General features: G+C 64.8%; 17 protein-coding genes. 14 read left to right on the forward strand and 3 right to left on the reverse strand.

All coding sequences use genetic code 11. The features are described from left to right. Positions 1-62: 62 nt before the first annotated feature. Complete coding sequence (locus MU558_RS16325) at positions 63-260, reverse strand: hypothetical protein (protein WP_246969069.1); 198 nt, start codon at positions 258-260, stop codon at positions 63-65. 170 nt (positions 261-430) lie between these two features. Beyond that, positions 431-1591: a cystathionine gamma-synthase gene (locus MU558_RS16330; protein WP_246969072.1), complete on the reverse strand. Its 1161-nt coding sequence runs from the start codon at positions 1589-1591 to the stop codon at positions 431-433. A 127-nt stretch (positions 1592-1718) separates the two neighbouring features. Here MU558_RS16330 and MU558_RS16335 point away from each other — a divergent pair, with 127 nt between their 5' ends. The 8 genes from MU558_RS16335 (at position 1719) to MU558_RS16370 (ending at position 7893) form a co-directional block, all read left to right on the forward strand. Further along, positions 1719-2009: a 50S ribosomal protein L21e gene (locus MU558_RS16335; RefSeq protein ID WP_246969076.1), complete on the forward strand. Its 291-nt coding sequence runs from the start codon at positions 1719-1721 to the stop codon at positions 2007-2009. Beyond that, positions 2006-2362, forward strand: coding sequence for an RNA polymerase Rpb4 family protein (locus MU558_RS16340; RefSeq protein ID WP_246969079.1), 357 nt, complete (start codon positions 2006-2008; stop codon positions 2360-2362). The genes MU558_RS16335 and MU558_RS16340 overlap by 4 nt, the downstream gene beginning before the upstream one ends. A 45-nt stretch (positions 2363-2407) precedes the next feature. Beyond that, on the forward strand, positions 2408-2995 hold the full coding sequence (locus tag MU558_RS16345) for a DUF655 domain-containing protein (protein ID WP_246969082.1): 588 nt from the start codon (positions 2408-2410) through the stop codon (positions 2993-2995). A gap of 70 nt (positions 2996-3065) precedes the next feature. After that, entirely contained in the window at positions 3066-3908 is an 843-nt protein-coding gene (locus MU558_RS16350) for a 16S ribosomal RNA methyltransferase A (protein WP_246969085.1), read from the forward strand. Between the two features lie 78 nt (positions 3909-3986). Next, positions 3987-5162, forward strand: a complete 1176-nt coding sequence (locus MU558_RS16355) for a mechanosensitive ion channel family protein (RefSeq protein ID WP_246969088.1) — start codon at positions 3987-3989, stop codon at positions 5160-5162. 1 nt (position 5163) lies between these two features. Then, a complete protein-coding gene (locus MU558_RS16360; RefSeq protein WP_246969091.1) occupies positions 5164-5733 on the forward strand; it encodes a HemK2/MTQ2 family protein methyltransferase in 570 nt (189 codons plus the stop codon). A gap of 97 nt (positions 5734-5830) precedes the next feature. Next, positions 5831-6829 carry a 5-methyltetrahydropteroyltriglutamate--homocysteine methyltransferase gene (locus tag MU558_RS16365; RefSeq protein WP_246969094.1) on the forward strand — a complete coding sequence of 333 codons (999 nt, stop codon included), beginning with the start codon at positions 5831-5833 and terminating at the stop codon, positions 6827-6829. Then, positions 6826-7893, forward strand: coding sequence for a methionine synthase (locus MU558_RS16370; protein WP_246969098.1), 1068 nt, complete (start codon positions 6826-6828; stop codon positions 7891-7893). Before MU558_RS16365 ends, MU558_RS16370 begins: the two co-directional genes overlap by 4 nt. A gap of 6 nt (positions 7894-7899) precedes the next feature. On the opposite strand, the gene MU558_RS16375 is transcribed toward MU558_RS16370, so the two are convergent. Then, positions 7900-8706: a DUF8054 domain-containing protein gene (locus MU558_RS16375; RefSeq protein ID WP_246969101.1), complete on the reverse strand. Its 807-nt coding sequence runs from the start codon at positions 8704-8706 to the stop codon at positions 7900-7902. A 211-nt stretch (positions 8707-8917) separates the two neighbouring features. Here MU558_RS16375 and MU558_RS16380 point away from each other — a divergent pair, with 211 nt between their 5' ends. The 6 genes from MU558_RS16380 to MU558_RS16405 all read left to right on the forward strand — a co-directional run bounded on the left by MU558_RS16380 (position 8918) and on the right by MU558_RS16405 (position 15054). Then, entirely contained in the window at positions 8918-9994 is a 1077-nt protein-coding gene (locus MU558_RS16380; RefSeq protein WP_246969104.1) for a TrmB family transcriptional regulator, read from the forward strand. A gap of 184 nt (positions 9995-10178) precedes the next feature. Beyond that, positions 10179-11645: an extracellular solute-binding protein gene (locus tag MU558_RS16385; protein WP_246969107.1), complete on the forward strand. Its 1467-nt coding sequence runs from the start codon at positions 10179-10181 to the stop codon at positions 11643-11645. Next, a complete protein-coding gene (locus MU558_RS16390) occupies positions 11642-12655 on the forward strand; it encodes a carbohydrate ABC transporter permease (RefSeq protein ID WP_246969110.1) in 1014 nt (337 codons plus the stop codon). Before MU558_RS16385 ends, MU558_RS16390 begins: the two co-directional genes overlap by 4 nt. Before the next feature lies 1 nt (position 12656). Beyond that, positions 12657-13664, forward strand: a complete 1008-nt coding sequence (locus MU558_RS16395) for a carbohydrate ABC transporter permease (RefSeq protein ID WP_246969121.1) — start codon at positions 12657-12659, stop codon at positions 13662-13664. Positions 13665-13666: 2 nt separating this feature from the next. Beyond that, positions 13667-14854 carry an ABC transporter ATP-binding protein gene (locus tag MU558_RS16400; protein ID WP_246969123.1) on the forward strand — a complete coding sequence of 396 codons (1188 nt, stop codon included), beginning with the start codon at positions 13667-13669 and terminating at the stop codon, positions 14852-14854. Next, complete coding sequence (locus MU558_RS16405) at positions 14851-15054, forward strand: DUF8005 family protein (protein ID WP_246969125.1); 204 nt, start codon at positions 14851-14853, stop codon at positions 15052-15054. The genes MU558_RS16400 and MU558_RS16405 overlap by 4 nt, the downstream gene beginning before the upstream one ends. Positions 15055-15080 lie beyond the last annotated feature (26 nt).

A 15080-nucleotide genomic window follows, 5' to 3' on the forward strand; every position in this document is an offset into this window, starting at 1 on the left:
CCCGATGTCGCGGCTGGCCGACCGGGTGTCGAAGAACGCGTTTTCGACCGAACGTCGATAAACTACGTCGAGTTGCAGGTCTCCTGTCGACTGTATTCCGCTGTGAGTGCTGCGAAGACTGCAGCGAGTATAGCCAACATGGTGGGCTCTAGACCAAACAGCGGGATGCCTGCAAGCGCGAGGACGACGAACGTCACCGCGAGCGCCCACAACAGGATGTACTGCGGCCGCTGGTTCTGGAGGTGGTCCCGGAGCGTCATGGACGCCTCTACGAACCACGTTAACATAGTACTTGATGGTCCGTCGATTCGTGAACGGTTCGGATACCGTACACGCAGGCGGTGCGTCGAGGAGATGGGACCGATCTGTCCCCACCCATTCGACGGCCTGTCCCACCCCTTCGACGGCAGCGGACCGTTCCCGCGTGCGGCTACGACAGTGCGGCCTCGATCGCGCCCTCGAGGTCCGCGATCAGGTCGTCGACGTGCTCGATGCCGACGCTGACTCGGACGAGGCCGTCGGTGAGGCCAGCGTCGAGTCGTTCTTCCCGGGGAATCGCGGCGTGGGTCATCGGCGCAGGCTGTTCGATCAGGCTCTCGACACCGCCCAGGCTCTCGGCGAGGGTGAAGACGCCCGTACTCGAGACCATCTCGCTCGTCTCCTCGAGCGTGGCGTCGAGTTCGAAACTCAGCATGCCGCCGAAGTCGTCCATCTGCCGGCGAGCGATCTCGTGGCCGGGGTGAGAGTCGAGGCCGGGGTAGTAGACGCGGGAGACGTCCGGGTGGTCGTCGAGCCACTCGGCGATGGTACGGGCGTTCTCGCAGTGGCGGTCCATGCGGACGGGCAGGGTCTTGGTCCCCCGGAGGACGAGAAAGCAGTCGAACGGGCCGGGCGTCGCGCCGACCGCGTTCTGGTAGAAGCCAAAACGTTCGTCGAGGTCGGGGTCGTTCGTCAGGAGCGCGCCGCCGATCACGTCCGAGTGACCGCCGAGGTACTTCGTCAGCGAGTGGGAGACGACGTCCGCTCCCAGCTCGAGCGGGCGCTGGAGGTACGGCGTCGCGAAGGTGTTGTCGATGGCACAGATGGCGTCGTGGTCGTGGGCGATCTCGGCTGCTCTCTCGACGTCGACGATCGACATGAGGGGGTTGGTGGGCGTCTCGAGCCAGAGCAACTCCGTCTCCGGGCGAAACGCCGCCTCGATCGCCTCGAGGTCGGTCATGTCGACGAAAGAAAAGTCGAGGTCGTAGTCCTCGTAGACCTGGGTGAAGAGGCGGTGGGTGCCGCCGTAGACGTCGTTACCGGTGACGACGTGGTCGCCAGCCTCGAGTACGTTGAGTACAGTGTTGATCGATCCCATCCCGCTCGCGAAACAGCGGCCGTAGTCAGCCCCCTCGAGGCTGGCGAGATTCGCCTCGAGGTCGGTCCGCGTCGGGTTGCCGGTGCGGGAGTACTCGTAGCCGCGGTGGTCGCCGGGGGCGTCCTGTTCGTACGTCGAGTTGGCGTAGATGGGCGTCATCAGCGCGCCCGTCTCCTCGTCGGGTTCCTGGCCGGCGTGGATCGAGCGGGTTTCGATCCGGTACTGGTCGTCCATACCCGTGGTGACAGCATGGAGGGAGGTTATACTGTCGGGTACGTTCGACTGGTGGTCCCGACGGAGATGAGAACGGCCGTAGAACGTGCGTTTTATAACCGTCACCGGACAAGAGGGCCGTACGACTATGCCGAACTCTAATGGGCCTCGCCAGGGAACCCGGAACAAACTCGCGAACAAACCTCGAGAGCGCGGTACGTCGCCGCCACAGCGGGCGATCCAGGACTACGAGGAGGGCCAGAAGGTCCACCTCAAGATCGACCCGAGCGTCTCGGACGGCCGCTACCACCCCCGCTTCGACGGCCAGACCGGTGAGGTCGTCGGAAAACAGGGGAGCGCGTTCAAGGTCAAGGTCAACGACGGCGGCAAGGAGAAGACGCTGATCGTGACCGCGGCCCACCTGCGCGCTCAGGAATGACGATCTTCAAAGAGATCGTCGACGAGGAGTTCCTGACGGTCTCGGAAACGAAGGAACTGCTCGCCGACATCGAGACCGAACGCGCACTCGACGAGGACCGCGAACTGCGGTACGAACTCGCGCGGGCGATCGAACACGTCAATCGATTCGCCCTCTTAGAGCCCGAGGAAGCCGATCAGCTCGTCGAGGAGCTGCAGGGACTCGAGAAGGTCGACGAACCGACCGCCTACAAGATCACGAACCTGCTCCCGCAGGATAGAGACGAACTGCGCGCGGTCTACGCACAGGAGCGGTACTCGCTGTCAGGTGACGAACTGGACGAGATACTCGACATCGTCGCCCGCTACGCCTGAGACTGGGCAGACTATTTAAGTACACGGTCGCCGTATTCAGGATCAATGACTGAATCCGACAGCGGGACGGACGAACGCCGCGCGGTCGTGCTGGATTACCTGGCCCATGGTCTGTCGGACGACGGACGGCCCCAGTACCAGAAGTCGCCAGCAGGATACGCGATGGACGTCGACGACTTCACGCTCTACCAGATGGCGTTCGACGAGGACAAACGGCTCACCATCGGGACGCGCGTCGTCGTCGAACCCGAGTCAGAACGGGAGGTCGTCTCCGACTGCCGGGAAGTCGAGTACGACGACCTCTCTTCCGGTGCACAGTCGGAACTCGAGTACGTGGTTCACGATCTGGTCGAGGAGGAAGAAGACCGGTTCATCGACTTCTACAACGAGGCCCAGCCGATCACGCTCCGGCTCCACCAGCTGAATCTCCTTCCGGGGATCGGCAAGAAGCTGCGAAACGGCATCCTCGAGGAACGAAAGCGCAAGCCCTTCGAGAGCTTCGACGAGCTAGAGGAGCGCGTCTCCGGGCTGCACGATCCCGCCGAGGTGCTCGTCGAGCGCATCCTCGAGGAGTTGCGCGAGGAGGACCTGAAGTACAAGACCTTCGTCGGACGACGCGAGCAAGAACAGTAGCCATCGTCGCGCGCGCTCGAGCGACTACGAGACGGTGCGTTTACACCGTCCGACTGCTTACTCGCGCTCGATGAGAGACCCAGACGGGCTACTCGCCCGTGCCGGCGTCCGTGGTGATCCGGCGCGCGACCAGCACTTTCTCGTCGACGATCGCGTGCTCGATCGCCTCCCGACGTATCTGGAGGAGGTCGACGCCGACACGTCTCACGTACTCGAGATCGGTGGTGGAACGGGCGCGCTGACCGACCGGCTGCTCGCGATTGCCGACGAGGTGACGGTCGTCGAACGCGACCGCGACCTCGCGGCGTTTCTGCGCGAGGAGTTCGCCGACGAGATCACAGCCGGTGAGTTGACCGTGATCGAGGGCGACGCCCTCGAGGTCGACCTTCCCGACTTTTCGGCGTCGGTCTCGAACCTGCCCTACGGCGTCTCGAGCGAGATCACGTTCCGACTGCTCCCGAAAAAGCGACCACTCGTATTGATGTTTCAACAGGAGTTCGCAGAGCGGATGGTCGCCGAACCAGGAACCGCGGAGTACGGTCGACTGTCGGTTTCGACCCAGCACTACGCGGCCGCCGAGATCGTCGAGTCGATCCCGAAGGAGGCGTTCTCGCCGCCGCCTGCCGTCCGGAGCGCGGTGGTCCGGCTACTCCCACGCGACCCGGAGTACGAGGTCGACGACGAGGCGTTTTTCCTGCGGTTCGTCAAGGCGTGTTTCACCCAGCGCCGGAAGACGATGCGAAACGCGATCCGGAACACGGCACACATTTCCGGACTCGACGAGCCGGACGCCGTCGTCGAGGCGGCAGACGAGGAGTTGCTTCGTAAACGGGCAGACGCAGTGACGCCGGCCGAGTTCGCCGAACTCGCCGCACTCGCCGCTGCGGTCGGGCAGGGTGACGACGATGCCTGACCCGGCGAGTCGCCTGCCGACGACCGGGAGGACCGCCGGCGACACCGTCTGCAGATCCGCGAACCGACGGTGATCCCGATGCTCGAGACGCTCGCCGCGTTCGATCGGCTCTCCGAGCAGTTCACGGCGACAGACGAGCGACTCGCGGTGACGTTCGCGGCGGTCGGGTTCCTGCTGTTCGTGTTGCTGTCGTCCCAGTCGTTGCAGCGTCGGCTCAACGAGCGAACGCGACCGCTGTACGCGGACGTCGTGACGACGATCGTCCTCGTCGGTACGTTCGTCCTCTCGATCGCGATCACGCTGGGCGTGTGGGGACAGACCGACACGCTCCAGCAGTTCTCCGCGACCTACGACCTGGGCGGGGAGTTCGTCGCCAAACTGGTCGTCTCTACCGTCGTCCTGGTCGGGACGTACATCGTCGCACGATTCGCGCAGCGGCTGCTCAGGGAGGTCCTCGAGTCGTCGTCCTCGGTGACCAAACACCAACACGAGATCACCCACCGCGTCTCGCAGGTCGTGATCTGGACGGCCGCGCTGGTGTTCGTCCTCAGTATCTGGATCGACGACCTCGGCGGCCTGCTCGTCGGGGCCGGCTTCCTCGGTATCGTCGTCGGTATGGCCGCCAGACAGACCCTGGGCGCGATGCTCGCCGGTTTCGTCCTGATGTTCGCCCGCCCGTTCGAGATCGGCGACTGGGTCGAGATCGACGGCCGGGAAGGGATCGTCACCGACATCTCGATCGTCAACACGCACATCCAGAGCTTCGACGGGGAGTTCGTCGTGGTGCCGAACGACGTCGTCGACTCGAGTATGGTGACGAATCGGACGAAGAAGGGTCGGCTCCGGATCGAAGTCGAGGTCGGCGTCGACTACGAGACGGACGTCGACCGGGCGGCCGAACTCGCGATGGAGGCGATCGACGAGGTCGACGAGGTGATGTCGGTTCCGTCGCCACAGGTCGTCGCCAAAGAGTTCGGCGACTCGGCAGTCGTCCTCGGCGTCCGGTTCTGGATCGACAAGCCGAGCGCCCGCCGTCGCTGGCGGGCCCGAACGGCCGCGATCGGCGAGATCAAGGCGGCGTTCGAGGAGGCGGGGATCAAGATCCCGTTCCCACAGCGGGAGCTCTCCGGTCGAGCCGAGACGGGTGGATTTCGTCTCGCCGACGAATCCGGCGACGTAGAGACGACGGACGAGCGGACCGACGACGCAACCGCGACGACGAGTGCGTCACCGACCGCACAGGAGGGAAACTAGAATGGATCTCGCAGATCGACGCGGACTCGAGACGGACGTCTACCAGCCCGCCGAAGACTCGCAGTTGCTCGCCGACGCGGCGTGTCGGCGAATCGACGACGGCCTCGTCCTCGAGGTCGGGACGGGGTCGGGGTACGTGGCCGACCGGATCGCGACCGAGACCGACGCGCGCGTGATCGCCTCGGACGTGAATCCACACGCCTGCAGGCAGGCGCGCGAGCGCGGCCTCGAGGCCGTTCGCGCGGACCTCGTCTCGCCGTTCGTCGACGACGCGTTCGATGCGGTCGCGTTCAACCCGCCGTACCTCCCGACGGAGGAGGACGCCGAGTGGGACGACTGGATGGAACGGGCGCTCTCGGGCGGCGAGTCGGGGCGGGAAGTGATCGACCCGTTTCTCGCGGCCGTCGGGCGCGTCCTCGCCCCCGACGGCGTCGTCTACCTGCTCGTCAGCAGTCTCACCGGCGTCGACGAGGTCGTCGAACGGGCGGGCGAGAAGGGGTTCAGCGCCGTCGCCGTCGCCGACGAGTCGTTCCCCTTCGAGACGCTGACCGTGCTCGAACTCGTCCGGTGAACCACGTCCTCGATCCGTCCCTCCCCTGATAATTACTCTCGTGTATCCGAGCAGATGGTAAATATTAAGCATCGGCATAGCCTAGCCGGGGACACGTATGACCGAATACGTCTCGACCACGCCGGGGCTGTTTCCACTCCCGGACTGGGCGAAAGACGACCTCTCTGACCTCAAGGGACACCAGAAACACGACCTCATCAGCGGCGACGAGGATGAGGAGATCACCGACGTCTACCAGCAGGCTCGAGAAGAAGTCGTCGAGCTCCAGCGCGAGGCGGGCCTCGACCGCGTCGTCGAGGGCCAGCTGCGCTGGGACGACATGCTCGCCCACCCGCTTGCGGTACACGACGCCGTAGAGACACGCGGCATCGTCCGCTACTACGACAACAACAACTTCTATCGCGAACCCGTCGTCCAGGACGACCTCGACTTCTCGGGCGACGTCGCTGGCGAACTCGAGTCAACCGCCGAACTGACCGACGATCTGCAGGCCGTCCTCCCCGGTCCGTACTCCCTTTTCGACCTCGCGACCGACGAACACTACGGCGACGAGGCCGACTTCCTCGCGGCGGTCGCCGACTTCCTCGCCGGCGAGGTCGAGGCGTTCCCCGACCACGAGACGCTGTTCCTGCTCGAGCCCTCGCTCGTCGAGTCGGCTCCCGGCGACGGCCTCGACGAACGCGCCAGCGAGGCCATCGACGCCGTCGCGAGCGCGACCGACGCGGACGTCGTCGTCCAGCCCTACTGGGGCGCACTCGAGGAGAAAGTCTACGCCCACCTGCTCGACGCCGACGTCGACGCCGTCGGCTACGACTTCGTGGCCGACCAGGACGACAACCTCTACAACATCCAGGAGTACGGCTCGAAAGGCGACGTCTCGCTCGGCCTGGCGGACGGCCAGAACACGCTCGTCGAGGACCCCGAGGCGCTTCGCGACCGCGCCGAGTGGGTGTTCGAGCGGCTCCCGGTCTCCGAGTTCGAGACCGTCTACCTGACGACGAACACCGAGACGTTCTACCTGCCCTACGGCAAGTTCGAGGAGAAACTCGCCGTCCTTGCGGAAGCCGCGGAACTCGCGGAGGTGACCCCAGCATGAGCGACACGAAAGACCAGTTCCGACCCGACGACCACGAGAACGACCACTTCCTGCTGACGACCGTCGTCGGCAGCTACCCGAAGCCGAAGTGGCTGAACCGCGCCAGAGAACTGTACGAGGACCCCGACGCCGACTTCGACGAGGACAACTGGCAGGAGGCGAAAGACGACGCCGCACGCGTCATCACCGACGAGCACGAACGCGCCGGCCTGGATGCCGTCGTCGACGGCGAGATGCGCCGCAACGAGATGGTCGAGTTCTTCGCCCACCGCATCGAAGGCTACGAGTTCAACGGGCCCGTGAAGGTGTGGGGACACAACTACTTCGACAAGCCCTCCGTCGTCAGCGACGTCGAGTACACCGACTCGTGGCTCGTCGACGAGTACGAGTTCACCGCGAGCGCCACCGACCGCCCGGTCAAGGTGCCGATCACCGGCCCGTACACGCTCGCGAGCTGGTCGTTCAACGAGGCCTACGACGACGACGAGGAACTCACCTACGCGCTCGCTGAGCTCGTCAACGAGGAGATCGAGAAGCTCGTCGACGCCGGCGCACGCTACATCCAGATCGACGAACCAGCGCTCGCGACGACGCCCGACGACCACGCCATCGTCGGCGAGGCGCTCGAGCGCATCGTCGCCGACATTCCCGAGGACGTCCGCATCGGCCTGCACGTCTGTTACGGCGACTACTCCCGGATCTACCCGGAGATCCTCGAGTTCCCCGTCGACGAACTCGACCTGGAGCTCGCAAACGGAGACTACGAACAGCTCGACGTCTTCAAGGATCCCGAGTTCACGAAAGACCTCGCACTCGGCGTCACCGACGTTCACGTCGCCGAGGTCGAGTCGGTCGAACAGATCGAGGAGAACATCAGGAAAGGGCTCGAGATCGTTCCGCCGGAACAGCTCGTCGTTTCGCCGGACTGCGGTCTGAAGCTCCTGCCCCGCGACGTCGCCTACGGCAAGATGGAGAACATGGTCCAGGCGGCCCGTAACGTCGAGAAGGCCCTCGACGAGGGCGAGATCGACGTCGATCGGACGGCTGCACCTGCGGACGACTGAACACACTCACTCGTAGGTAAACAGTTGCACATCGCAGTCTGGACAGACCAGTTTTTCGGGAGGCGTCTCCCCGATCGGCGTCACCTCGCCACAGCAGGTTGACTGCGTGATCGTGAGGTCGCCGTCACAGAGCGGACAGCGCTCGAGGAGCGATCGCAACGGTCGTCCGGCGGCGAGTCGGATCGCGTCGTCGTCGACTCGTGGCTCGAGGGCGCGAGCTGCGGCGAGTTCGGCTACGGCGACGGCCTCGGGAAGCGAGACGAGGCCGGCCGGCCCGTCGAGGACGACCGACGACCGCCCCCAGTCCCGGCGGGGTCGAGCCTCGACCGCCGGCGGCGTCAGGTCGTCGGCGACGGCCGCGAGTCCCTCGAGGTTCCGACCGGCCAGCGCCTGCATCTCCCGTCGCCAGTCGGCCCGAAACGACTCCTCGAGGAGAAACTCCTCGCCGCGGGGGACGACGACGCCGGCCTCGAGGAGCGCGGCGACGACCTCGTCGCCGGTCGGCGTGTCCGCCGTCCGACCCGGAAAATCGGCGTCGGACAGCGAGTCGGGTTCGTCGCGGTCGATCGCGCCGACCGGGAGCGCGGCGACCAGCCTCGGTGCGAATCGGGGCGTGTACGGCACGAGGTAGCCCCGAAGTCCGATCGCGGCGACGCCGACTGCGGTGACGACGGCCGCCGTCGCTCGTCTGCCGAGGAGTACCAGCCCCCCGGCCACGAGCGCCAGGACGGCCCCGTTCGCGATCGTACACGGCCAGCACCGGTCGTCCCCGGTGTACTCGGGACGTCGAATCCGATCGAGCAAGTCAGCCATGTCGCGACCGTTCAGATGCCACCGTCTTGAGTGTAGCGCTGAAGACAACCTTTTTACAACGGCTGTTATATGCCATCGATAATGATTGTCGACGCAGCAACTCGCATGCGATCCCGAACGCGTCACTTCGAGCACTCGAGGCAGGACGACTGTCCGGCGGAATCGACCTCGACGCGCGCAGCGACCGGCCGGGACGGTACGGTGGTATTCGATGGACGGTGAGAACCTGATCGAGACGCTCGAGGACGCCGGACTCTCCCCTTACCAGGCGGACGCGTTCGTCACGCTCCTCGAGCTCGGCTCCGCGTCGGCGACCGACGTCGCGAAGGCCAGTTCGGTCCCCGACCCGCGGATCTACGACGTCCTGCGTGACCTCGAGGAGAAAGGCTACGTCGAGACCTACGAGCAAGACAGCCTCCACGCTCGAGCGCACGATCCGGCGGAGGTCCTCTCGGACCTGCGGTCGCGGGCGAACCGGTTCGAGACCGCGGCCGACGAGATCGAAGAACGCTGGAGTCGTCCGGCGATCGAGGAGCACAAGGTGAGCATCGTCAAGCGCCTCGACACGGTCCTGACGAGAGCGGACGAACTGATCCGATCGGCCGAGAACCAGGTTCAGGTCGGGCTGACGCCCGCCCAGTTCGACGACCTCTCGGCGGCGTTCGCGACCGCACTCGAAAAGGGCGTCGACGTCAAGATCTGCCTGTTCCCCGACGAAGACGACGAGCCGGAGCTGCCGTCGGCCGAGACGCTGGCACAGACCTGCACGGAAGCGCGGTATCGCGACATCCCGTCGCCGTTCGTCGCGCTGGTCGATCGATCGTGGGTCTGCTTTGCGCCACACGGGAGCTCGACGAACCAGTACGGCGTCCTCGTCAACGACCGGACTCACGCCTACGTCTTCCACTGGTACTTCCTGACGTGTCTCTGGGAGGTCCACGACCCGATCCACTCGGCCCGAACCGACGAGTTGCCGATCACGTACGTCGACCTCCGACAGTGCGTCAGGGACATCGAACCGCTCCTCGAGGAGGATGCGACGATCGAGGCGACCATCGACGGTGCCGAGACGGACACGGCTCGCGAGGTGACGCTGTCTGGCACGGTGACGGGCGTGACCTACGCGGGCGTCTCGGCGGACGACGAACGCGCGACGCCACTCTCCCAGCTCGCCGGGGAGGCGTCGATCACTCTCGAGACCGACGAGGGGACGTACACCGCTGGCGGCTGGGGGGCGATGCTCGAGGACGTCGAGGCGATGCGAATCACGATCGAGTCAATCGACTGATCGCCGCTCGCATTCGTCGACTCCTCCTGGATCGATTCTTCGGTCGATCGACGTCGGTAGCGGCGCGGCTGGCTCCCTGTCGGTTGGCTCTGTCTCTCGTGCCCGTCGGGAATCATCTGGTTAACTACACCCGTTGTACCTCACCCATTAATTATAAATACATACTTCTCTCATACAGACAATCATGAGTGATAGATACTCACAGGAAGCTGAACGAACTCACTCGAGCGTTTCGCGGCGAACGTTCGTCAAAGCAGCCGGTGCGAGTGGCGCAGCCGCCACGCTGGCTGGCTGTTACGGAGGAAACGGCGGCTCCGGTGACGCCGTCGTGGTTGGGATCGACCCGAACCTCGTCGAGAACGTCGGCGACCAGGTCGTGGACCTGATCGAGGAGAACGCGGAAGGCGACGTCGGGGTCGAGCTACAGGGCGGAGACCAGGACACGGGCGACCGTCGCAGTACCTACACGAACCTGCTCCAGGCGAACGAGACGGAACCGGACCTGCTCCTGATGGACAACGGCTGGGTGAACGTCTTCATTCAGCGGGGACATATCGCCAACCTCAGTGACACCCTCGACGACGACGACCTGTCTCTGATCGAAGACGAGTACTTCGAGTCGTTCACCGCGACGGCCCGGGATCCCGACAACGGCGATCTCTACGGCGTGCCGATTTTCCCGGACTACCCGACGATGCAGTACCGCAAAGACTACGCCCGGGAGGCCGGCTACTCCGACGACGACTTCGAGCAGTGGGCCACCGAGCCGATGACCTGGCAGGAGTGGGCCGAGGTCACCCAGGACATCGTCGAGAACTCGAGTGGAGAGTACGGCCTCGCGACCCAGTGGGACGTCTACGAGGGAACTGCCTGTTGTACGTGGAACGAGGTCATGTCCTCGTTCGGCGGGGCGTACTTCGGCGGCTTCGACAACCTCTTCGGTCCGGTCGGCGAGCGTGACGTGACCGTCGACAGGCCCGAGTTCATCGAGGGACTGCGGATGATGCGAACGTTCGTCGCCGAGGAGCACGACGAGCACACGCTCGAGGAGTACCCGACCGGTGTCGCTCCCTCGGCGATCACCTCCTGGCAGGAAGAAGACGCTCGACAGGCGATCCTCGCCGGCGAAGCCGTAATGCAGCGCAACTGGCCCTACGCGATCAATCAGAACGTCGAGGTCGCAGACGATCCGATTCCGGTCGAGGACTACGGTGCGATGCCGGTTCCCTACGGCGTGACCGAAGACGAGGCCGCCCAGCCTGGAACCGGCGGGACGACCGCCGCCCTCGGCGGCTGGCACCTCACGCTCAATCCCAACTCCGAGCGGACAGAGGACGCGGTCGCGGTCCTTCGGGCGACGATGCAAGACGACTTCAACCTCGGCATGTTCGACATCTGGGGATGGATCCCGCCGAAGCCGCGCCTGTTCGACACCGACGAAGCAGCACAGGTCGAACCGATGGGCAACTACATGGAGACGCTCCGCGTGGCCGGCGAGAACGCCATGCCCCGTCCCGTGACCACGGTCTGGCCGGACCAGTCTACGCTCATCGCCGAGGAGGTAAACAGCGCCGTCGCCGGAGACAAGAGCCCCGAGGACGCGGCCGCTGACCTCCAGACGGGCCTCGAAGAAATCGAACAGCAAGGATGAGCACCGGGCAACGGACCGACGGTCCCACTCGAGAATCGAAGCGGTCGGGACCGCTCGTCGCGATCACGCGCTGGATGGAGAACCTCGGCGAGACGGGTTTCGCCTACCTGCTGTTGACGCCGGTGTTTCTCCTGCTGGGAGCGATCGCGCTGTATCCGCTCTTCCGGACGTTCGAACTGTCGATGCTTCAGAACGTCCTGGCGGATCCGGAGTACGTCGGTTTCGGTAACTACGTCGACCTGTTCACGGGCGAGGCCGATCCGCGACTCCCCGGAACGACCACGTTCCTCCCCGACGTCAGTATCGACGGGCAGTTCCCGTTCATCCACGTCGGCGGCCTGATGCGAAGCGCACTCGCTGTGACGCTCATCTTCACCGTCGTGAGCGTCTTCTTCGAGACGATCATCGGCTTCGGACAGGCGCTGGTGTTAGATCAGGACTTCCGCGGTCGGCGGTGGGTCCGCGTCGCGATCATCATTCCGTGGGCGATCCCGATCGTCATTCAGGGGATGATCTTCTACCTGATGTTTCACCCGACTGCGGGGTTCCTGACCGACTACCTGGCCAGCTGGGGACTCGTCGCGCCGAAAAACACGCTCAACGACCCCTCGAGTTCACTGTTGATCGTCACCGTCGCCGACATCTGGAAGACGACGGCGTTCATGGCGTTGCTCATCCTCGCCGGCCTCCAGAGTATCGACCGGAGCCTCTACGACGTCGCGAAAGTTGCCGGCGCGAACCGCTGGCAGCAGTTCAAGCTGATCACGTTCCCGCTCGTCCTGCCGTCGCTCGGGATCGCGATCCTCTTCCGGACGATCGACGCCATGCGGATCTACGGCCTCATCGACTCCGTCTCGAGTTGTACGGCCGTGCCGTCGCTGTCGTGTATGGTCGTCTCGACGTTCAATACGAACCGCGGCCTCGCCGCTGCGGTGGCGTTCGTCACGGCGGGAATCATCGGGATCGCCGTTCTGGGTGTGATCTATCAGCAGTACAAGGAGGGGCTCTGAGATGGCGACTACGTCCGAATCCGCGTCGCAGTCGACGGACGACGACCAGGGACCGCTCGAGCGGTGGACCCGCGGCGTCGTCACCGACCCCGACAGACGCAGCCGGCTGTACAGGGCGCTGTTCTACGTCGTGACGGCGTTTTTCCTCGTGACGACGCTGTTTCCCTTCTACTGGCTGCTGGTGCTGGCATTGACGCCGAACGGGCTGATCACGGGAGGTGACTGGACCGTCCCCGTCCCCGTCCTCGGCGAGGTGCTGTTCCCGACGCCACGGGGGTTCAACGTCGCCGCCTTCGTGGAGGTGTTCCAGCAGGTGCCGTTCCACCTCTACGTGTTCAACAGCTTCGTGCTCGCGACGACGACGACGATCATCGTCCTGGTCCTCGCGAGCCTCGCGGGGTACGTCTTCGGTCGCCTCGAGTTCCCCGGCCGCGGCGTGTTGATGCTCGCCGTGCTGGCGATCTCGTACTTCCCGCCGGCGGCGTTCCTGATCCCGCTTTTCGACGCGTTCCTCGGGAATCCGGTTACGGTGCCGTTCCTGGACGTCGAACTGTTCGCGCCGCCCCGGCTCGTCAACACGCCGGCGTCGATGATCATGCCGTTCAGCGCGCTGTTCATGCCGCTGTCGATTTTCATCCTCACGACGTTCTACGCCCAGATTCCCGATGGCCTCGAGGACGCCGCACGCGTCGAGGGGACGACCCGACTCGGCGCGCTGTTTCGCGTGATCATGCCGCTTTCGGCACCCGGCGTCGCCACTGCGGCCGTGCTGACGTTCATCTCGGTGTACAACGAGTACTTCTTCAGCTCGATCATGTCACTCCAGAACGAACCCCAGCAGTGGTCGCCGCTTGTGGGCGGCATCCTGAGCTACCAGACCCAGTACACGACCGATTACAACCTGATGGCGGCGGCGAGCATCGTCGGCGTGTTACCGATGCTGATTCTCGTCGTGGTCGCACAGGAGAAGATCGTCAGCGGACTCACCGCAGGAGCACTCAAAGAGTAACTATGGCACGAGTAACACTCGACAACGTCACGAAACGCTACGAAGACGTCGTCGCGGTCGACGACATGAACCTCGAGATCGAAGACGGCGAGTTCGTCACCTTCGTCGGCCCTTCCGGCTGTGGGAAGTCGACGACGATGGAGACCATCGCCGGCCTCACGAAACCCACGGAGGGGACGATCCACATCGGCGACACCGACGTGACCACCCTCCCGCCGAAAGATCGGGGGGTGGCGATGGTCTTCCAGAACATCGCCCTGTTCCCGCACATGGACGTCTACGACAACATCTCCTTCGGGCTTCGACTGCGGAAGTACGACACGGAAGTGATCGACCGCCGCGTCGAGCGGGCGGCCGACATCGTTCAGCTCGAGGGGATGTTAGATCGGATGCCCGACGAGATGTCCGGCGGCCAGCGCCAGCGCGTCGCCATCGCCCGCGCGATCGTCCGCGAGCCCGACGTCTTCCTGATGGACGAACCGCTCGCGAACCTGGACGCCAAGCTCCGCGTGCACATGCGCACGGAGCTCCAGCGCCTCCACAAGGAACTCGAGACGACGATCATCTACGTCACCCACGACCAGGCCGAGGCGATGACGATGTCCGATCGCATCGCCGTCATCAACGCCGGCGAACTCCAGCAGATCGACCCCCCACTGACCTGCTACAACGAGCCGGCGAATCGGTTCGTCGCCGGCTTCATCGGTTCGCCATCGATGAACTTCGTCGAGGGCGAGGTGACGGCTGACGGCCTCCAGACCGACAACTTCGACGTCGAGTTCGATCCGACAGCCATCTCCGACGTCGCCGTCGGCGACGCCGTCACCATGGGGGTCCGACCCGAGGACGTCCACCTCGCAGACCGCGCCGAGACGCTGTCGAGCGCGTCTGCCGCCGTCGACGCCACGACCGACGTCCTGGAGCCGATGGGCGACGAGATCTTCGTCTACCTCAGGCTCGACGACTCGAGCAGCCGAACGATGGACGGCGAAGTCGCGACCGCGTCGAACCAGCTGTTGATGAGCGTCGACCCCGACGCGGCCATCGACGAGGACGAACCGGTCGACGTCGTCCTCGATCGGTCGAAGGTTCACCTCTTCGACGTGGAGACGGGCGAGGCGATCTGCCACGGACTCGAGGCCCACGAAGCGAGTCCGCTCGCCGAGACGGAAACGGAGGGACAGCGATGAGCTCTCTCGTCCCGCTCGTCTACTACGGCGGCATGTTCGTCCTGTTTTTCTTCTGGATCTACGGGATCGCCTCGTTCGTCCTCGACGTAAAGAACAAGGTCGTCCCGGGGATCCGGCGGTACCGCCGCGGGAGGAAGAAACTCGCGGAGAAGCGACGCCGGGAGCGCGAGCACGAGGAAAAAGAGGAGCAGTTGTACTGACCTCGAACGCAGAGGATAACGGATAT

Origin of the sequence: Natribaculum luteum (assembly GCF_023008545.1) — an archaeon.
In the GTDB taxonomy this organism is placed as follows: domain Archaea; phylum Halobacteriota; class Halobacteria; order Halobacteriales; family Natrialbaceae; genus Natribaculum; species Natribaculum luteum.